The sequence below is a fragment of the Limnohabitans sp. genome (assembly GCF_046052825.1).
Lineage (GTDB): Bacteria > Pseudomonadota > Gammaproteobacteria > Burkholderiales > Burkholderiaceae_C > Limnohabitans.
The window spans coordinates 94,951-110,968 of sequence record NZ_JAVLFP010000104.1 but is presented as its reverse complement, the minus strand read 5'-3'; the positions used below and the strand labels follow the sequence as shown (position 1 = coordinate 110,968).

Sequence of the window (16,018 nt, the reverse complement as noted above, 5' to 3'; positions counted from 1 at the left end):
CGGTGCATGGGGTTGAGCATGTCCAGCAGCGACAGGTAGCGGTCCAGCGGCAGACCGTTCCAGGTGGGTGTGCCCACGTCTTCAAACGCCACATCGGGCTCTGCCCAGTTCACGTAGCGCACCTGGGCGCTGTCTGCATCGCGCACAAAGGTGCGCACCAAGCGTTGCGCGCTGCGCTGGCCTTGCAGGTGGGCCAGCAACGCCAGCAAAGGGCGTTCGCCGGCGTCCAGCGTGATGTAGTCCACAAAGTCAAACAGGCGCGGCTCAGACAAGTTGCGCAACTCGGTGTTGACAAAACCGCCACCCATGGCAATCACGGTGTGTGGGTGGTGCGCTTTGATGGTTTGCGCGATACGCAGCGCGGCATACACCGCCCCGGGAAACGGCACCGACAACAATACCAACTGCGGTTGGTGCTGCGCCATGCTTTGCAAGGTCAAGTCGTGCAGCACCTCGTCGACCAAGGTGGGCGCATCGGCCAAGGCTTGGGCCAAGGGCTCAAAGCTGGCTTGGCTGCTGGCCAGCGACTCGGCGTAACGCACAAACTCAAACCGTGGGTCCACCGCGTCGCGCAGCACATCGGCCAAATCGTTGAGGTACAGCGTGGCCAAATGGCGTGCGCGGTCTTGCTGGCCCAAGGCGCCAAAGGCCCAGGCCAACGAATCGCCACCTTCACCCTCTACGTCATACGCGTCCAGAGCAGCAAAGCGTAGGCCTTCAGGCAACAGACCTCGCCCGGCAATGCGGTGGCTCAGCGTGGCGTCGCGCCCTTGCAAAAAAGCAATCGTGGGGGCAATGGTGTGGTGGTAGCGCGTGAAGTGGTCGAGGAAAAAATTCACGCACGCACTGCGTGCCTCCACGGGCAAGGCCAGGGCACGCGCATGCACCCGCAGCAGGCCTTCGGGCGTGAACAAGGCCAGCACCAGTTTCAAGGCCAAGTCGTCTTGCACCGCATCCACCCCTTGGCCGCGCAAAAAACCCGTCAAGTACGCGGTGGACGGGTAGGGGGTGTTGAGCTGCGTCATCGGTGGGATGAGGCTCAACACGCGCAATGCGCGTGGGGCTTGAGGGCTGTTGTTCAAGGCAGAAGTGCTCGGTGCGGTGCGGTGGCCTTTGGCCTCGCCATGCGTTGCGTTCAGACGGGCAAGTAGCCTTCCACCGACAGGTAGCGTTCACCTGTGTCGTAGTTGAAACCCAACACGGTGGCACCGGCAGGCAACTCAGACAATTTTTGGGCAATGGCCGCCAATGTGGCACCCGACGAAATGCCCACCAGCAAGCCTTCTTCACGGGCGCTGCGGCGGCCGTATTCGCGTGCGGCTTCGGCGTCCACCTGAATCACGCCATCAAGTACAGCGGTGTCGAGGTTCTTGGGGATAAAGCCCGCGCCAATGCCTTGGATCGGGTGCGGTGCAGGCTGTCCACCCGAGATGACGGGCGAGGCCGCAGGCTCCACGGCAAATACTTTGAGCGCAGGCCATTTGGCCTTGAGCACGCGCGCCACACCGGTGAGGTGGCCGCCGGTGCCCACGCCTGTGATGATGGCGTCGAGGTGTGAAAAGTCGGCCAAGATTTCTTGTGCCGTGGTGCGCACGTGCACGTCGATGTTGGCTGGGTTTTCAAACTGCTGTGGAATCCAGGCGCCAGGTGTGGCGGCTGCCAGTTCTTGGGCGCGAGCGATGGCCCCCTTCATGCCTTTTTCACGCGGCGTCAAATCGAAGCTGGCGCCATAGGCCAACATCAGGCGACGGCGCTCGATCGACATGCTGTCGGGCATCACCAACACCAGCTTGTAACCCTTGACCGCAGCCACCATGGCCAGGCCCACGCCGGTGTTGCCCGAGGTGGGTTCGATGATGGTGCCACCTGGCTTCAAAGCACCCGATTTTTCAGCGTCTTCGACCATGGCCAGTGCGATGCGGTCTTTGATGGAGCCACCGGGGTTGGTGCGCTCAGACTTGATCCACACCTGGTGCGTGTCGCCAAACAAGCGCTGCATGCGGATGTGGGGGGTGTGGCCGATGGTGTCGAGAACGGTGTTGGCTTTCATGCGGGTCTCCTGGTCGTGTGTGATGGATGAATGATGATGGATGAATGTGGGGCAGATTGTGTCAGTGCCGGGCTTGATGGGTTCAGCGCTTGGCCATCAGTTGGTGTGCGAGGGCTTCGCCCACTTTGATGCCGTCCACTGCGGCCGACAAAATGCCGCCCGCGTAGCCAGCGCCTTCGCCAGCGGGGTAGAGCCCCGCCATGTTGGGGCTTTGCAGCGAGTGGTCGTCACGCGCCATGCGCAGCGGCGAGGAGGTGCGGGTTTCGACCCCCGTCATCACCGCGTCTCGCATGTCAAAGCCTTTGATCTTTTGGCCAAACACCGGCAAGGCCTCGCGCATGGCGGCAATGGCGTAGGAGGGCAAGGCGCTGTCCAAACTGACCATCTTCACGCCGGGTTTGTACGACGGCTCCACCGTGCCCAAAGCGGTAGAGGCGCGGCCCGCCACAAAGTCGCCCACCAACTGCGCAGGTGCTTCGTAGGTGCCCCCGCCTAAGGTGTAGGCATGCGATTCGAGTTGGCGCTGCAACACCATGCCAGCCAGCGGGTGAAAACCGCCCGGTGCGTCGCGGGTGTCGTGGCGCACGCTGTGCGGAATGTTGTGCCCCATGTCTTCGTCCAAGGCGGCTTCAAATGCTGCCGGGTCGGTGGGGTAGTCGCGTGGGTCAATGCCCACCACGATGCCCGCGTTGGCATTGCGTTCGTTGCGTGAGTACTGGCTCATGCCATTGGTCACCACGCGATGCGGCTCGCTGGTGGCTGCCACCACGGTGCCGCCTGGGCACATGCAAAAGCTGTACACCGCGCGGCCGTTAGCGGCGTGGTGCACCAACTTGTAGTCGGCGGCACCCAGCAAAGGGTGGCCGGCATGTTGGCCCCAGCGCGCACGGTCAATCACACTTTGTGGGTGTTCAATGCGCACACCCACCGAGAACGGCTTGGCTTCCATCGACACGGCATGGCGATGCAGCATGGTGAAGGTGTCACGTGCGCTGTGGCCCAAGGCGATCACCACGTGGTGCGCATTCAGTGTGTGGGTCTCGCCGCTGGTCAGATCAAACACGCGCAAGCCGCGCACTTGGCGTGGCTGGGTTGGGTTGTTGGTATGGAGGTTTGTGTAGGCTTGGGTGCTGGTGGCAGCCGGCGCGTCTTCGTACAGCAAGTCCACCACGCGCTGCTCAAAGCGCACCTCGCCCCCTAAGCGGATGATTTCTTCGCGCAGGCCTTCGACCACCTTCACCAGTTTGAAGGTGCCCACGTGCGGGTGCGCAGCCCACAAAATTTCTTCGGGTGCGCCAAAACGCACCAGCTCTTGCATCACCTTGCGGCCCAAGTGCCGAGGGTCTTTGATTTGGCTGTACAGCTTGCCGTCCGAGAAGGTGCCCGCACCCCCTTCGCCAAACTGCACATTGCTTTCAGCCTTGAGCACCTGCTTGCGCCACAAGCCCCAGGTGTCTTGGGTGCGTTGACGCACCGAGGTGCCGCGCTCGATCACGATGGGCTTGAACCCCATTTGCGCCAACACCAAGGCCGCAAAGATGCCGCAAGGCCCAAAGCCCACCACCACGGGGCGCTCACCCTCGGTGTCGCCCCAGTCGCCAGGGGCGTGGGCAGGGGGCTGCCAAGCCATGGCCGGTGTGGGGTGGATGTGGGGGTGCTGTGCGTGTTGGGCCAACAAGGCGGCCTCTTGCGTGGGGTCGGCCAGGGCGACGTCGACGATGTAGACCACCAGCAATTTTTTGCGCGCATCAAAGCTGCGCTTGAACACGTCCAAGGTGGCAATGGCAGAAGGTGCCAACCCCAAAGCCTGTGCCGCCATCTGCCGCAAGGTGTCTACGGGGTGGGGCACCGCATGGCGGTCAGCCTCGGTTTCTGCGGGCGCATCCGCTGCCCGGCGCTGGGGCAACGGCAAGTCGGACAGGGGGAGTTTGAGTTCAGAGAGTCGAATCACAAGCATGGGGCCCGTGGTGATCGGGCAAAGCGATGAGTGAGGCCGTGATTATCGGCGGATAATCGCCAGTGTGAAGCTCACCAGGCCGTCGCCGGTGCAGGCCGCAAGGTCAACGCGCAAGCGTTGGGCAGAAATGCCGCACTGGAGGAACGTCCGGACTGCATAGGACAGCGCAAGAGGTAACACCTCTCCACCGTGAGGTGAGGATCAGAGCAACAGAGACGAGCCGCTTGAGTGCGGGTGAAACGGGCAATCTCTGCGCGCAGCAATACCAAGTAGGCCAACGTTGAGGCGGTCCGCTGAGTTGGCGGGTAGGTAGCACCGAGCCGAGTGGGTGACCCTCGGCCCAGATTAATGACGGTCACGGGGTGGGCAACCGCCCTGCACAGAATCCGGCGTATCGGTGGGCTTCACACTTATTCTTAAACTGTCGTTAAAAAACCCCGCCACTCTTGCGAGTGGCGGGGTTTGATGCTTTTAAATCCTTAACTGGCTTGCGCCAGCGTGGGGATTAGAAAGAGTGGAATAGGCCAATGGCTGTGCCTTCGCGCTTGGCGAGGGTAGATGCAGTTGAAGCAACAGCGTTGTCTTCTGCCTTACCAGAGATGATGTAAGCCAGCGTGCGCTTGCTCAGGTCGTAGCGAACCCCCCATTGGCTAGACTTCAAGTCAGAAGTGGTTGCACCGAGTTCGTTCGTGATTTTGCCTGTGCCAGAAATTACGAAAGGACGGATGGCACCCAATGCGTACTCAGCACCAAATTGTTGGGCCTTGCTTTTGGTGTAAGTTGAACCCACAACTTCATCACGCTTACCGTTAGCCAAGCTGTATGTCAACTTGGCAGAGCCCAATTGGTAGCTACCAGCGAACTGGTCTAATTTGGCTTGGTAATTCTTAGCACCTGCACTGGCTTTGACTTCTGCACTTGCAGCAGCGAAGATGTTGGTGGCTGCACCAATGGCTTCGGCAGTCGTTGCTGAAGCATTGTTGGTCCAATCTGTGTGAGCGTAAGACGCATTCAAAGGACCATTCACATACTGTGCCAAGATGCTCCAACGGCGTTGTGTATCAGCCGTCTTACCACTGTTCGTTAATACAGTCGAGCTGTCAACGACTTCACGCGAAGCACCAGCGCCTTTAGACAAGGTGACTGTTGTGTTTGCAAATGTTGGCAAGATGTAGTTGATGCCGTTGGCACGTGTACCGCCGTAGTTGGCTTGATCGAGTGTGCCGTGTGCGAAGTCACCGCCAGGCTGCTCAGAGCCGAGGTGATAACCGCTGTTGGTGGACACTGTGTACAAGGCAGTGTATTGATAGCCCAAACGAACTTCACCCAATGCTTTGTCAGCATAGCTCACAAACGATTGACGGTTAGTTGCTGAGCTGTAAGCACGTCCAGGCATGTTTCCAGAAATTGAACCACCGTCAGGAATGGCCAAGCCGCCAGCAGCAGCGCGTGAGCTGAACAACTGACCTTCTGTCAAGTTGATGCCGTTTTCGATCACGAAACCTGCAGATTTACCGCCACCCAAGTCTTCCATACCGCGGAAGCCAATGCGGTTACCGGCTTGGTAGCCTTCTTGGATACCTTGCGTTTTACCCAACACGGTGCCGTTGCCAGCTGTGTGGGTTTTGGTTCCATAGGATACGTCAGCGATACCGTACAAGGTAACGCTTTGTGCGAATGCAGAGGTGGCTGCCAAAGCAGCCAGGGCAACGAGGGTTGTTGCACCATCAAACTCATTTTGCAAATTAAGTCATTGAATTAAAACAATAAATTAAATACAATGCCAAAATCATGAATTTTAATAAATTATGAACTATGAACAACAATTCAATTAAATCATCAAAAAGTATTAAATCTAAATATGAATGAATAATAATTAAAAAAAATCAGGAGGAAGATCGAGCATGGACCATTCTGTGGTGGGGGAACTTGCAGCCAACGAGGCTGACTTTGCGCCGCCTCGGTTTCGCAACGCGCCCATCAAATCCAGCGTCACCAGTGTGGAGGGCTTGCCCGATAAGCTGAAAATTTTCCGCATTGCCGGCAGCAAGTATTGGCAGGTGCGTTTGTACAACTTGGGGCGGTACATCTCGCGCAGTCTCAAAACCACCGACATCGACGAGGCCAAAGAGTTTGCACGCGTCTTTTTTGACAGCTTGCAAGAAGCGGGTGTTTACAAACTCAAAGTGCCCAAATCAAGCGCGTTGGGCGAGGCAGAAAACCAACGGCTTTTGTTCGATCTGGTTCAAGAGATCTTGCGCTCTGAAGAAGAAAAAGTGAAACGCGATGCCATCAAACATGGCTCGTACCTGATGACCAAAAACCGGCTCGAAGGCCACATCTTCACTTTCTTCAAGCAGCGTCCGTTGAACAAAATCAACACCATCACCTTGGAAGACTTTGTGTCGTATCTGACGCAAGAAGATTTATCTGCCGCCACGATTCAAGGCTATCTGGCGCATGTCAGAAAAGTATTGCTGTTGCTCAACCGCAAAGGGGTGCTGCAAGCCATACCCCCGTTCCCCAAGGTCACGTCGCAAGTGCATTCCAGAGGCGCCTTCACGGTGAGTGAGTACCAAGCGATTTTGAGAAAGTCCAAGCAGTTGCGCACGGTGGTGTATGCCAACTGGGTGGCCGATCGCAAGGTGTGGATCAAGAGCGCTTTCCACCAAATGCCTGTTGAGATGAATTGGTTGATTCGCTTCATGGTGTACACCTTCGTCAGACCCGGCGATATTCGGCAAATCAAAAACCGACACATCGAAATCATCCAAGGCAAGCACAACTATTTGCGGCTCAATTTACCCGAGGTCAAGCGTCACAACGCGGCCACAGTGAGCTTGGCGCCTGCGGTGAATGTGTACAAAAACCTGTTGGCCCACCAAATGGCCAGAGGCTATGGGCGCCCAGATGACTATGTGTTTTTTCCAGAAGAGACCAACCGACGTTTGATCTTGGACATTGTGGGTTGGTTGTTCAACTGGATCTTGTACGACCTCGACATCAAGCAAGGCCCGCATGGCATCGACCGCACCCTCTACAGTTTGCGCCACACCGCCATCACATTTCGCCTGATTTACGGCGGCAGCATTGACTTGCTGACCTTGGCCAGAAACGCCAGAACTTCTGTGGAGATGGTGGAGAAGTTTTACGCCAGCACCTTGTCTGCCGAGATGAACATTGCCTTGTTACACGGCAAGCGGCACTGAACGTCAATTAAGCAGACAACTCCCGGATTCGCTCCACATGCGCCAGCAACGAGCGCATGGCCACTGGCCACAAACGCGGTGGCACATCGTCGTAGGCCAGTTGCACCCAGTCGTCCATGCTGCCTTCGGGGTGGTGTTGCATGACGCCCAAAATTTTGGCCTCGCGCTTGAGGCGGTGGGCTTTGAGGTGGGCAATGCAGGCGCGAGCGTCATGGGGTTGGTCCCACAGATTGCCCAGCACGTAACCATGCGCGGGCAAGATGAACTCAATGCGGTCTTGCTCGCACGCCGCCAGCAGCTTGTCGAGCGAGTTCATGTAGTCGTTCATGTGGCCGTCGGGCGGGTCTACCACGGTGGTGCTGCCGTTGAGCACATGGTCGCCGCTGAACAACAAGCCGTCTTCTTCCAGCACCAAGCACAGGTGGTTGGCCGCGTGGCCGGGGGTGAGTAGCACGCGCAAGGTGTGGGTGGTGTCGCCGCTTTGCAGCACCAGCAATTCACCATCTTGCAGTTCGCGATCCGGCGTGAAGCTGCTGTGTGCACGGGCTGTGGGGGCTGAACTCAAGCCCAACACGGGCGGGCGGTGGCCATGCTGCTCGCACAGCGCTTGCAGCGGGGCAGCGCCGGGTGAGTGGTCGGGGTGGGAATGGGTGCACACGATGAGGCGGACGTTGCCGCCTGCGGCACGCCACAAGCGGTCCAGGTGTTCGAGGTCGGCAGGGCCAGGGTCGATGGCGATGAACCCTGTGTCGGGGTCTCCCACCAAATAGCTGTTGGTGCCAGGGCCGGTCATGACGCCAGGGTTGGGGGCAGTGAGGCGTTGCACATTTTTCAGCAGCCACACGGCTTGGTCGGTTTGCCAGTCGAGGTGGTGCACGATTTGGCCATCGGGGCTGGTCAAGGCCAGTTCGCCAAAAGGCGACTCGTGCTCCATGTGGCGCGACTCTTTGCCCGCCAACCAACCCGCACGGGGGCAACTGGTGAACCAAGGCTGCTCGTTGGCGCAAGCGGCCAACACGCTGTCGGCGTTGGTGAAGTGCTGCAAGCGTTCGAGCGTGCGGATGGTGGGAAAGATGATGAATAAGTCGCCGGCGGCATGGCGACTCAGGGCATCGGCGGGGCGCACCCACACCGGCTCGAATTGTTCTTTGTCGTCAGCCACCGGGGTTTGCCCCTCGGGCATGCGCGCCACCAAAAACGGCACGTCAAAGCGGCGCGGCAAGTCGCGGTCGGTGACCCAATGGGCCAGCAGAAAAACTTGGTCAGCCGCCAAGGTGAGGCCGTGTTGTTGACACTGGCGTGCAAAGTCGGCTGCGGGGGCATGGCGGTTCAGGGCGGCGATGTCGGCGTCGTCGGCCATGCGGCCATCGGCATGGCGCGCCAGCAAGATGCCTAGCTCTTCAAAGCTTTCGCGAATGGCCGCCACGGCTTGGGTCAACAGACCATCGCTTTGCGTGCTGCGACGCGCGGCCAGGGCGTGCGCTTGGGCATCGGCAGGGTCGATGCCGCCACCCGGAAACACGTAGGCGCCAGGCGCAAAGCTGGCGGTCATGGCGCGACGCGTCATGAGCACTTCCAGGCCTTGCGGGCCATCGCGCAACAACAGCACCGTGGCCGCAGGTCGCAGGGGAGCGCTGTCGCGCTGGGTGTGGAGGAGTTGGGTAGGTCTGACCATGGTCGGATTATGAGGAATGACAGCCTCGTATTTTCCCCATCCGTATTAGCCGCAGGCTTGGGGCCTCGTGGCTGACCAACAATTCTGGGATGAACATCAACCCATCCTTGGAGCGCCTCCCCATGAAACCTCGCACTTTGAAAGCCGCCATGGGGCTGGCTGTGGCCTGTGTCGCCTTGAGCCTGCCCATGTTGGCCCAAGCCCAAGCATGGCCGAGCAAACAAGCCATCAAACTGGTGGCGGTGTTCCCACCCGGTGGCTCGGTGGACCAGGTGGCCCGCATCATTGCGCAGCCGTTGTCGCAGCAACTGGGCCAAAGCGTGATTGTGGAAAACCGGGGCGGTGCCTCTGGCGTGATTGGCACGGCCGCTGTGGTGCAAGCCCCAGCGGACGGCTACACCTTTGCGGTGGTGTTTGACACCCATGGCGTGAACCCCAGCCTGAACGCCAGCATGCCGTTTGACAGCAAAAAAGACCTGCTGCCTTTGGTGCTGGTGGGCACCTCGCCCATGGTGCTGGCCACCAACGTCAACTCCGAATACAAAACCTTCGCCGACGTGATGGCGGCGGCCAAGGCCAAAAAGAATGTGAGCTTTGGCACCATCGGCAACGGCAGCTTGGGTCACTTGGCCATGGCTTTGCTGGCCAAGGATGCCGGTGTGGAGTGGACCCATGTGCCCTACAAAGGCGGCGGCCCGTTGATGAGCGATGCGGTGGCAGGCCATGTGCCTTTGTCCATTGGGTCGGTGTTTGTGACCAAGCCCCACATCGACAGCGGTCGCATGCGTCCGCTGGCGGTGACCAGCAGCAAGCGTGCCGCTGACTTACCCAACGTGCCCACCATCGCTGAGAACGGCTACCCGGGCTTTGAAGCCCCCGCGTGGTGGGCTGTGTTGGCATCGGCCAAAACCCCGCCTGAGATCGTCAAGCGCATGAACGAAGAGCTCAACAAAGTGCTCAAGAACCCCGATGTGGCTAAAAAGCTCGACGCACAAGGCATTGACATCTCGGGTGGCACACCTGAACAAGCCCGCACCTTCATCGAAAAACAAATGACCATCTGGGCCAAAGTGGTCAAAGACAACAACATCAAAGCCGATTGACGGCGCAGACGCGTCAGACGAAAAAGCCGCCCTTGGGCGGCTTTTGACTTCAAGGCATTGAAGCTCAGTGTTCGGGCGACACGCCCAGGGCCACCAAGAAACGCGCCACCATGTTGTAGGTGGCAATGGCGGTGGTCAACTCCACCAACTCGGTGGTGTCGAAGTGCGTTTTCAGTTGGTCAAACACCGCGTCTTCCACCTTCACGTCCAGGGTCATTTGCGCGGCGTACTGCACCACCAGGCGGCCGATTTCGTCCAGTCCGGCATCCGTGCTGGGGCGACGCGCATCGCCTTGCGTGATGCGGTTGAGCGCATCGAGTTCGGCTGGGGTGCCACCGGCTTTCAAGAAGTCGGGGGCATGGTGGTGGTACTCGTAGGTGGCGCCGGTCAGCAAAGCCACGGTGCAAATGCCCAACTCACGCAGCTTCCAGCTGGTGGGCAGGGCGGAGCGCACATTGCCCACATAGTGGTTCCAGCCGCGCGCCACAGGCTCGCTCCACAACAAGGCGCGGTCGAGGTTGATGAACGCGCCGCCGCGACGCTTCAAGACCGTGTCGATGAGGTCTTGGGGTTGGGGTTTTTGTTCGGGGGTCCAATCTGGAATGCGCATCGTGAGGCCTCGGTTAAAACAGGAATGACAAACAAGGCGGCGAGGATATACCGCGCGCCGTCTGTCCCTTGACCGCTGCGCGACAGCTGGCTGGCCGATAATCGGACTTATGCGAATTCGCTTTACCAAAATGCAAGGTGCAGGCAATGATTTCGTGGTCTTGGACGAGACCCGCGAACGTTTGAACCTGAGCCCCGCACACTACCGTTTCTTGGCCGATCGTCACTTTGGCGTGGGGGCCGATCAAATCTTGAGCGTGCGTCCAGCGCCGCAGCCCGATGTGGACTTTGAGTACGTCATCCACAACGCCGACGGTGGCGAGGTGGAGCAGTGTGGCAACGGCTCGCGCTGCTTTGTGCGCTTTGTGCGCGAGCAAGGCCTGACCGACAAAACCAGCGTGCGCGTCAAAGTGCATGGCGGCGTGATTGAGTTGCACCAACTGCCCAATGGACAGGTGAGGGTGGACATGGGCGCCCCGGTGTTCGATGCGCACCAAGTTCCCTTTGACCCGCACCATGCGCAAGCCGATGGGCCCCATGCCTGGTGGCTGACGCTCAGCGACGCCAGCACATGCCGCGTGGGCGTGGTCTCCATGGGCAACCCGCATGCGGTGCAGGTGGTGGACAACGTGAACAACGCGCCTGTGCTGACCCAAGGCCCGCTGATGGAACACCACGCAGCTTTCCCCAAGCGTGTGAATGCGGGCTTCATGCAAATCATCGACCGCCGCACCATCCGTTTGCGTGTGTTTGAGCGCGGTGCAGGCGAAACCTTGGCCTGTGGCACGGGTGCTTGTGCTGCCGTGGTCACGGGCATTCGTTGGGGCCTGTTAGACCCCGAAGTGCTGGTGCACACCCATGGGGGTGACCTCACCATTGCCTGGGCCGGTGGCGCCAGCTCGGTGCACATGACCGGCCCTGCAGACACTGTTTTTCACGGCGAAATCAACTTACCCGATACCTTATGACTGCCTCTGCCATGAACCCCATCACCGAAGACGACATCGCCAATTTTTTGGTGAACACGCCTGACTTTTTCAACCGCCATGCCGAGCTGTTGGCGGCGGTCCGCTTGACCAGCCCGCATGGCCAGCGTGCTGTCAGCTTGCAAGAGCGCCAGGCCGAGATGCTGCGCGAAAAAATTCGCGCCCTCGAATTGCGCATGATGGATTTGATGCGCCATGGCACCGAAAACGAGGTCTTGGTGGAGCGTCAACAGCGCTGGGTCAAAACTTTGCTGATGACCACCAACGCACGGGACTTGCCGCACACCATCGCCGATCAAATCCAACACGACTTCATGGTGCCCCAAGTGGCCATCAAGGTGTGGGGTGTGGCGGACAGCTTTCAGATCGAGCCTTTTGCGGTCGGTGTGAGCGACGCAGTGAAAGAGTTTGCGGCCGGTTTGACGGGCCCCTATGTGGGCTTGAACACCGCATTTGAAGCGGCGCAGTGGTTGGCCGAACCCAGTGCCGCGCAATCAGTGGCCTTGATTCCGCTGCGCGCCACCCAACTGGAAGACACGCCACACACGGCGGCCACGGCCCCGGTGATTGGGTTGTTGGTGCTGGCCTCGCCCGATGCCCAGCGTTACCACGAAGGCATTGGCACGGTCTTCATTGAACGCTTGGGTGACTTGGCCAGCGCGGCCTTGTCGCACCTGCGCTGAGCTGGCGCGGAGGGCCTGGCACATGGACTGGGTGGCCCGCTACCTCGACCATGTGCGTTTTGAAAAGCGCTTGGCCGAGCGCACGCTGGCGCTGTACACCCTAGACCTGCAAAAGCTTGCCGCCTACGCCGCCGAGGCCCAGGTTGCCCTGGATGCGGTGCAACCCACGCACATTCGCCGCTGGGTGGCACAGATGCACAGTGGTGGCCGAAGTGGTCGGGGCATTGCCTTGATTTTGTCGGGTTGGCGTGGCTTTTATGTGTGGATGGGGCGCCAAGGCCTGGTCCCCCACAACCCCGTGCAAGGCATTCGTGCGCCCAAAGCCCCTAAGCCTTTGCCCAAAGCCTTGAGCGTGGACGATGCGGTGCAACTCGCCGAGTTTGCCGGCGCCTCTGCCACGGACCAAGACCCTTGGCTGCGTTGCCGCGATGCGGCGATGGTGGAGTTGCTCTACAGCTGTGGCTTGCGGGTGGGCGAACTCACGGGCCTGGACGTACACGCCAGCACCCATGCCAAAGGATGGATTGATCTGCCAGCCGCCGAGGCCCATGTGTTGGGCAAGGGCAGCAAACGCCGCAGCGTGCCAGTAGGCCGCAAAGCCTTGGACGCTTTGCAAGCTTGGTACACCGTGCGCGCAGAGGGCTTGACGGCAGCCACCGCCGAACAGCCCGCGTTGTTCATTGGCCGTCATGGCACGCGTTTGAGTGCTCAGGCCATTTGGCAACGCTTGCGTCAGCGAAGTTTGCAAGCGGGGCTGGCTACGCCTGTGCATCCCCACATGCTGCGCCACTCGTTTGCCAGTCATGTGCTGCAGTCGAGCAGCGATTTGCGGGCGGTGCAAGAGCTGTTGGGACACGCCAACATCAGCACCACGCAGGTGTACACGCGCTTGGACTTTCAGCATTTGGCGCAGGCGTATGACGCGGCGCATCCACGAGCGCGTAAAAAGTAATTGCCCCGCCTCACTTTTAGGTTGCGTGGCGGTGCCGTGCGCTAGGTCTTATCCACGTGTTCGCGACCCTTAGGTGGACCGGTACACGCCACGCCAGCTGTAACCCGAAGCCAAGGTGTGGTGCGGGGCTCGATGCGGCGCCATCAGGCGCTTCGGCGACGTTAAGCCGCAGCGGGCCCCGCACCGCGCCTTGGCGCAGCGAATGAAATAAGCCAAGACCCAAGAGGCAAGAGCCGCAAAGCCCAATACCGAAGCAACGACAATAACGGGCTATGAAAACGATTCGACTCAAAGACGGCAAAGAACGCTCAGCCCTCAGAAGCCACCCCTGGATTTTTGACAGTGCCATTGCCAAAGGCGGTGCCGACCCAGGAGAGACCGTGCGCGTCGAGGCCCACAGTGGCAGCTTCTTGGGTTGGGCCTCCTTCAGCCCAAGCTCCAAAATTCGCGCCCGCATCTGGAGCTTTGACGAAAGCCAACGCATCGATGCCGACTTCTTCAACGCCGCCATCCGCCGCGCCATTGCGGCCCGCAGCCGGTTTGACATCCAAAGCAATGGCTTGCGCTTGATCCACGGCGAATCTGACGGTTTACCCGGCCTGATCGTTGACCGCTACGACGACACCTTGGTGGCCCAGTTCCTCTCCAGCGGCACCGAGCGTTGGAAACATGAGATTGCCGACGCCTTGCTGGCGCAAACCGGCCTCACCAAGCTGTTTGAACGGTCTGATTCAGGCGTGCGTGGCTTAGAAGGCTTGCAGCCCGTCACCGGCTGGCTGCGCGGCGAAGGGCCCACCGCCATCATCTTGCGCGAACACGAATGGCAGTTGTCACTCGACATCGCCGAGGGGCACAAAACGGGGTTTTATTTGGACCAGCGCGACAGCCGCAAGAAATTTGCCGACTACACCCGCCGCTTGCAGTTCCAGCGCGTGCTCAACTGCTATTGCTACACCGGGGGTTTCACGGTGGCGGCTTTGGCGGGCGGGGCGGCGCATGTCACGTCCATCGACTCTTCAGGCCCTGCCATTGAGCGTGCCCGCGCCAACGTGGCTTTGAATGGGTTTGACGCCGAACGCACCACCATGATGGACGCCGACGTCAACGGCTCGTTGCGCGAGTTCTACAAAGAAGGGCGCACGTTCGATGCCATCGTGCTTGACCCTCCCAAGTTCGCGCCGTCTGCTGCGCATGCCGACCGTGCGGCACGGGCCTACAAAGACATCAACCGTTTGGCTTTCAAAATTTTGGAGCCCGGTGGCGTGCTGTTCACCTACAGCTGTTCGGGCGGCATTGGTGCCGAGCTGTTCCACAAAATCGTGGCGTCTGCGGGCACCGATGCCCATGTGGACGGTTTCATCAGCGAGCGCATGCAAGGCGCGCCCGACCACCCCATGACCTTGACCTTCCCTGAGGGTGAATACCTCAAGGGTTTGGTGGTCATGAAGGCGGCCAACCTGGTGGACAGACCCAGCCGCGCCACAATACACGCCGATCCTGTTCTCTAAAAATCTCACAAGGCTTTCTCATGTTGATCCCCGCCACCATCCTGACCGGCTTTTTAGGCTCGGGCAAAACCACACTCTTGAAGCGCGTGCTGACCGAAGCCCACGGACAAAAAATTGCCATCATCGAAAACGAGTTCGGTGAAGAAAACATTGACAACGACATCTTGGTATCGGACACCAACGAGCAAATCATCCAAATGAGCAACGGCTGTGTGTGCTGCACCATCCGCGAAGACTTGCGCACCACGCTGCAACTGCTGGCCGCTAAAAAGCGCAAGGGGCTGCTTGACTTTGAACGTGTGGTGATTGAGACCACCGGTCTGGCCGATCCAGGGCCTGTGGCGCAAACCTTTTTCATGGACGATGAGATTGCCGAGAGCTTTTTGCTCGACTCCATCTTGACCCTGGTGGACGCCAAGCACGCGGCACAGCAACTCAATGACCGCCAAGAGGCGCGTCGCCAAGTGGGCTTTGCCGATCAGATTTTCATCAGCAAGTCCGACCTGGTGTCGCCTCAAGAGCTGGACGCTTTGCAGCACCGTTTGAAGCACATGAACCCCCGCGCACCGCAAAAAGTGGTGCATTTTGGCGAGGTCACCTTGGCCGAGGTGTTTGATTTGCGAGGCTTCAACCTGAACGCCAAACTCGACATCGACTCCGACTTTTTGTCGGATGACGCCCACCACGAACACCACCATGGTGAGCATTGCGACCACCCCTCGCACGCCCACGACCATGCCCACCATGACCATGAGCACGGCGAGCATTGCGACCATCCGTCGCACGCCCATGAACACGGCCAAGGTCACCACCATCACCACGACGATGACGTCAAGAGCTTTGTTTTCAAGTCCCAGCGTGCGTTTGACCCCGCCAAGCTGGAAGACTTCTTGGGCGCCATCGTCAACATCTACGGTCCCAAGATGCTGCGCTACAAAGGTGTGCTCAACATGAAAGGCACCGAGAAAAAAGTGATCTTCCAAGGTGTGCATCAGCTCATGGGCAGCGATTTAGGCCCTGATTGGGGCGCAGATGAGGAGCGCATCAGCAAAATGGTTTTCATTGGCATTGATTTGCCCAAAGACATCTTGTTGCAGGGTTTGGAAAATTCGCTGGTGTGAAAAATGGCCCGTGTGGTCTAGCGCACAGACTGTTCAGCCTTTGTGGCTACAATCCCGCGCGCCAGACCAAAGCCGTGCCGCGCCAGTTCTTGAATGCGGCACACTGGGGATGAGACCGGGTTGATTCAACTCAACAGGATGAAATAGACCCGATCAACCACCCTT

At 59.4% G+C, this 16,018-nt stretch carries 12 protein-coding genes, 1 other RNA gene and 1 pseudogene; 8 read left to right on the top strand and 6 right to left on the bottom strand.

All coding sequences use genetic code 11. The features are described from left to right. The 3 genes and pseudogenes from ACKWJN_RS17110 to ACKWJN_RS17100 all read right to left on the bottom strand — a co-directional run. Positions 1 to 1,025 (bottom strand): annotated as a pseudogene (locus tag ACKWJN_RS17110) (radical SAM protein); the annotation flags it as partial. Between the two features lie 110 nt (positions 1,026 to 1,135). Next, positions 1,136 to 2,050: a cysteine synthase A gene (gene cysK, locus ACKWJN_RS17105; protein WP_408598913.1), complete on the bottom strand. Its 915-nt coding sequence runs from the start codon at positions 2,048 to 2,050 to the stop codon at positions 1,136 to 1,138. A gap of 82 nt (positions 2,051 to 2,132) precedes the next feature. Then, positions 2,133 to 4,001: an NAD(P)/FAD-dependent oxidoreductase gene (locus tag ACKWJN_RS17100; protein ID WP_408598918.1), complete on the bottom strand. Its 1,869-nt coding sequence runs from the start codon at positions 3,999 to 4,001 to the stop codon at positions 2,133 to 2,135. Between the two features lie 72 nt (positions 4,002 to 4,073). On the opposite strand from ACKWJN_RS17100, the gene rnpB reads away from it, so the two are divergent. Then, positions 4,074 to 4,417, top strand: an RNA gene (gene rnpB / locus ACKWJN_RS17095) — RNase P RNA component class A. A gap of 95 nt (positions 4,418 to 4,512) precedes the next feature. On the opposite strand, the gene ACKWJN_RS17090 is transcribed toward rnpB, so the two are convergent. Next, complete coding sequence (locus ACKWJN_RS17090; RefSeq protein WP_408598911.1) at positions 4,513 to 5,751, bottom strand: porin; 1,239 nt, start codon at positions 5,749 to 5,751, stop codon at positions 4,513 to 4,515. Between the two features lie 160 nt (positions 5,752 to 5,911). Here ACKWJN_RS17090 and ACKWJN_RS17085 point away from each other — a divergent pair, with 160 nt between their 5' ends. Then, a complete protein-coding gene (locus ACKWJN_RS17085; RefSeq protein WP_408598909.1) occupies positions 5,912 to 7,216 on the top strand; it encodes a phage integrase SAM-like domain-containing protein in 1,305 nt (434 codons plus the stop codon). A 7-nt stretch (positions 7,217 to 7,223) separates the two neighbouring features. Here ACKWJN_RS17085 and ACKWJN_RS17080 read toward each other — a convergent pair whose 3' ends face one another. Continuing rightward, on the bottom strand, positions 7,224 to 8,891 hold the full coding sequence (locus tag ACKWJN_RS17080; protein WP_408598908.1) for an MBL fold metallo-hydrolase: 1,668 nt from the start codon (positions 8,889 to 8,891) through the stop codon (positions 7,224 to 7,226). A 122-nt stretch (positions 8,892 to 9,013) separates the two neighbouring features. On the opposite strand from ACKWJN_RS17080, the gene ACKWJN_RS17075 reads away from it, so the two are divergent. Further along, entirely contained in the window at positions 9,014 to 9,994 is a 981-nt protein-coding gene (locus ACKWJN_RS17075; protein ID WP_408598906.1) for a tripartite tricarboxylate transporter substrate binding protein, read from the top strand. Positions 9,995 to 10,058: 64 nt separating this feature from the next. Here the strand turns inward: ACKWJN_RS17075 and ACKWJN_RS17070 are convergent, their stop codons facing one another. Then, positions 10,059 to 10,604: a carboxymuconolactone decarboxylase family protein gene (locus tag ACKWJN_RS17070; protein WP_408598904.1), complete on the bottom strand. Its 546-nt coding sequence runs from the start codon at positions 10,602 to 10,604 to the stop codon at positions 10,059 to 10,061. A 109-nt stretch (positions 10,605 to 10,713) separates the two neighbouring features. On the opposite strand from ACKWJN_RS17070, the gene dapF reads away from it, so the two are divergent. The 5 genes from dapF to ACKWJN_RS17045 all read left to right on the top strand — a co-directional run bounded on the left by dapF (position 10,714) and on the right by ACKWJN_RS17045 (position 15,853). After that, positions 10,714 to 11,571, top strand: a complete 858-nt coding sequence (dapF, locus tag ACKWJN_RS17065) for a diaminopimelate epimerase (RefSeq protein WP_408598902.1) — start codon at positions 10,714 to 10,716, stop codon at positions 11,569 to 11,571. 11 nt (positions 11,572 to 11,582) lie between these two features. Then, on the top strand, positions 11,583 to 12,272 hold the full coding sequence (locus ACKWJN_RS17060) for a DUF484 family protein (protein WP_408598901.1): 690 nt from the start codon (positions 11,583 to 11,585) through the stop codon (positions 12,270 to 12,272). Between the two features lie 22 nt (positions 12,273 to 12,294). Further along, on the top strand, positions 12,295 to 13,224 hold the full coding sequence (locus tag ACKWJN_RS17055; protein ID WP_408598899.1) for a tyrosine recombinase XerC: 930 nt from the start codon (positions 12,295 to 12,297) through the stop codon (positions 13,222 to 13,224). 272 nt (positions 13,225 to 13,496) lie between these two features. Beyond that, positions 13,497 to 14,732 carry a class I SAM-dependent rRNA methyltransferase gene (locus ACKWJN_RS17050; protein ID WP_408598897.1) on the top strand — a complete coding sequence of 412 codons (1,236 nt, stop codon included), beginning with the start codon at positions 13,497 to 13,499 and terminating at the stop codon, positions 14,730 to 14,732. A gap of 20 nt (positions 14,733 to 14,752) precedes the next feature. Then, entirely contained in the window at positions 14,753 to 15,853 is a 1,101-nt protein-coding gene (locus ACKWJN_RS17045) for a CobW family GTP-binding protein (RefSeq protein ID WP_408598895.1), read from the top strand. The last annotated feature ends 165 nt before the right edge of the window (positions 15,854 to 16,018 follow it).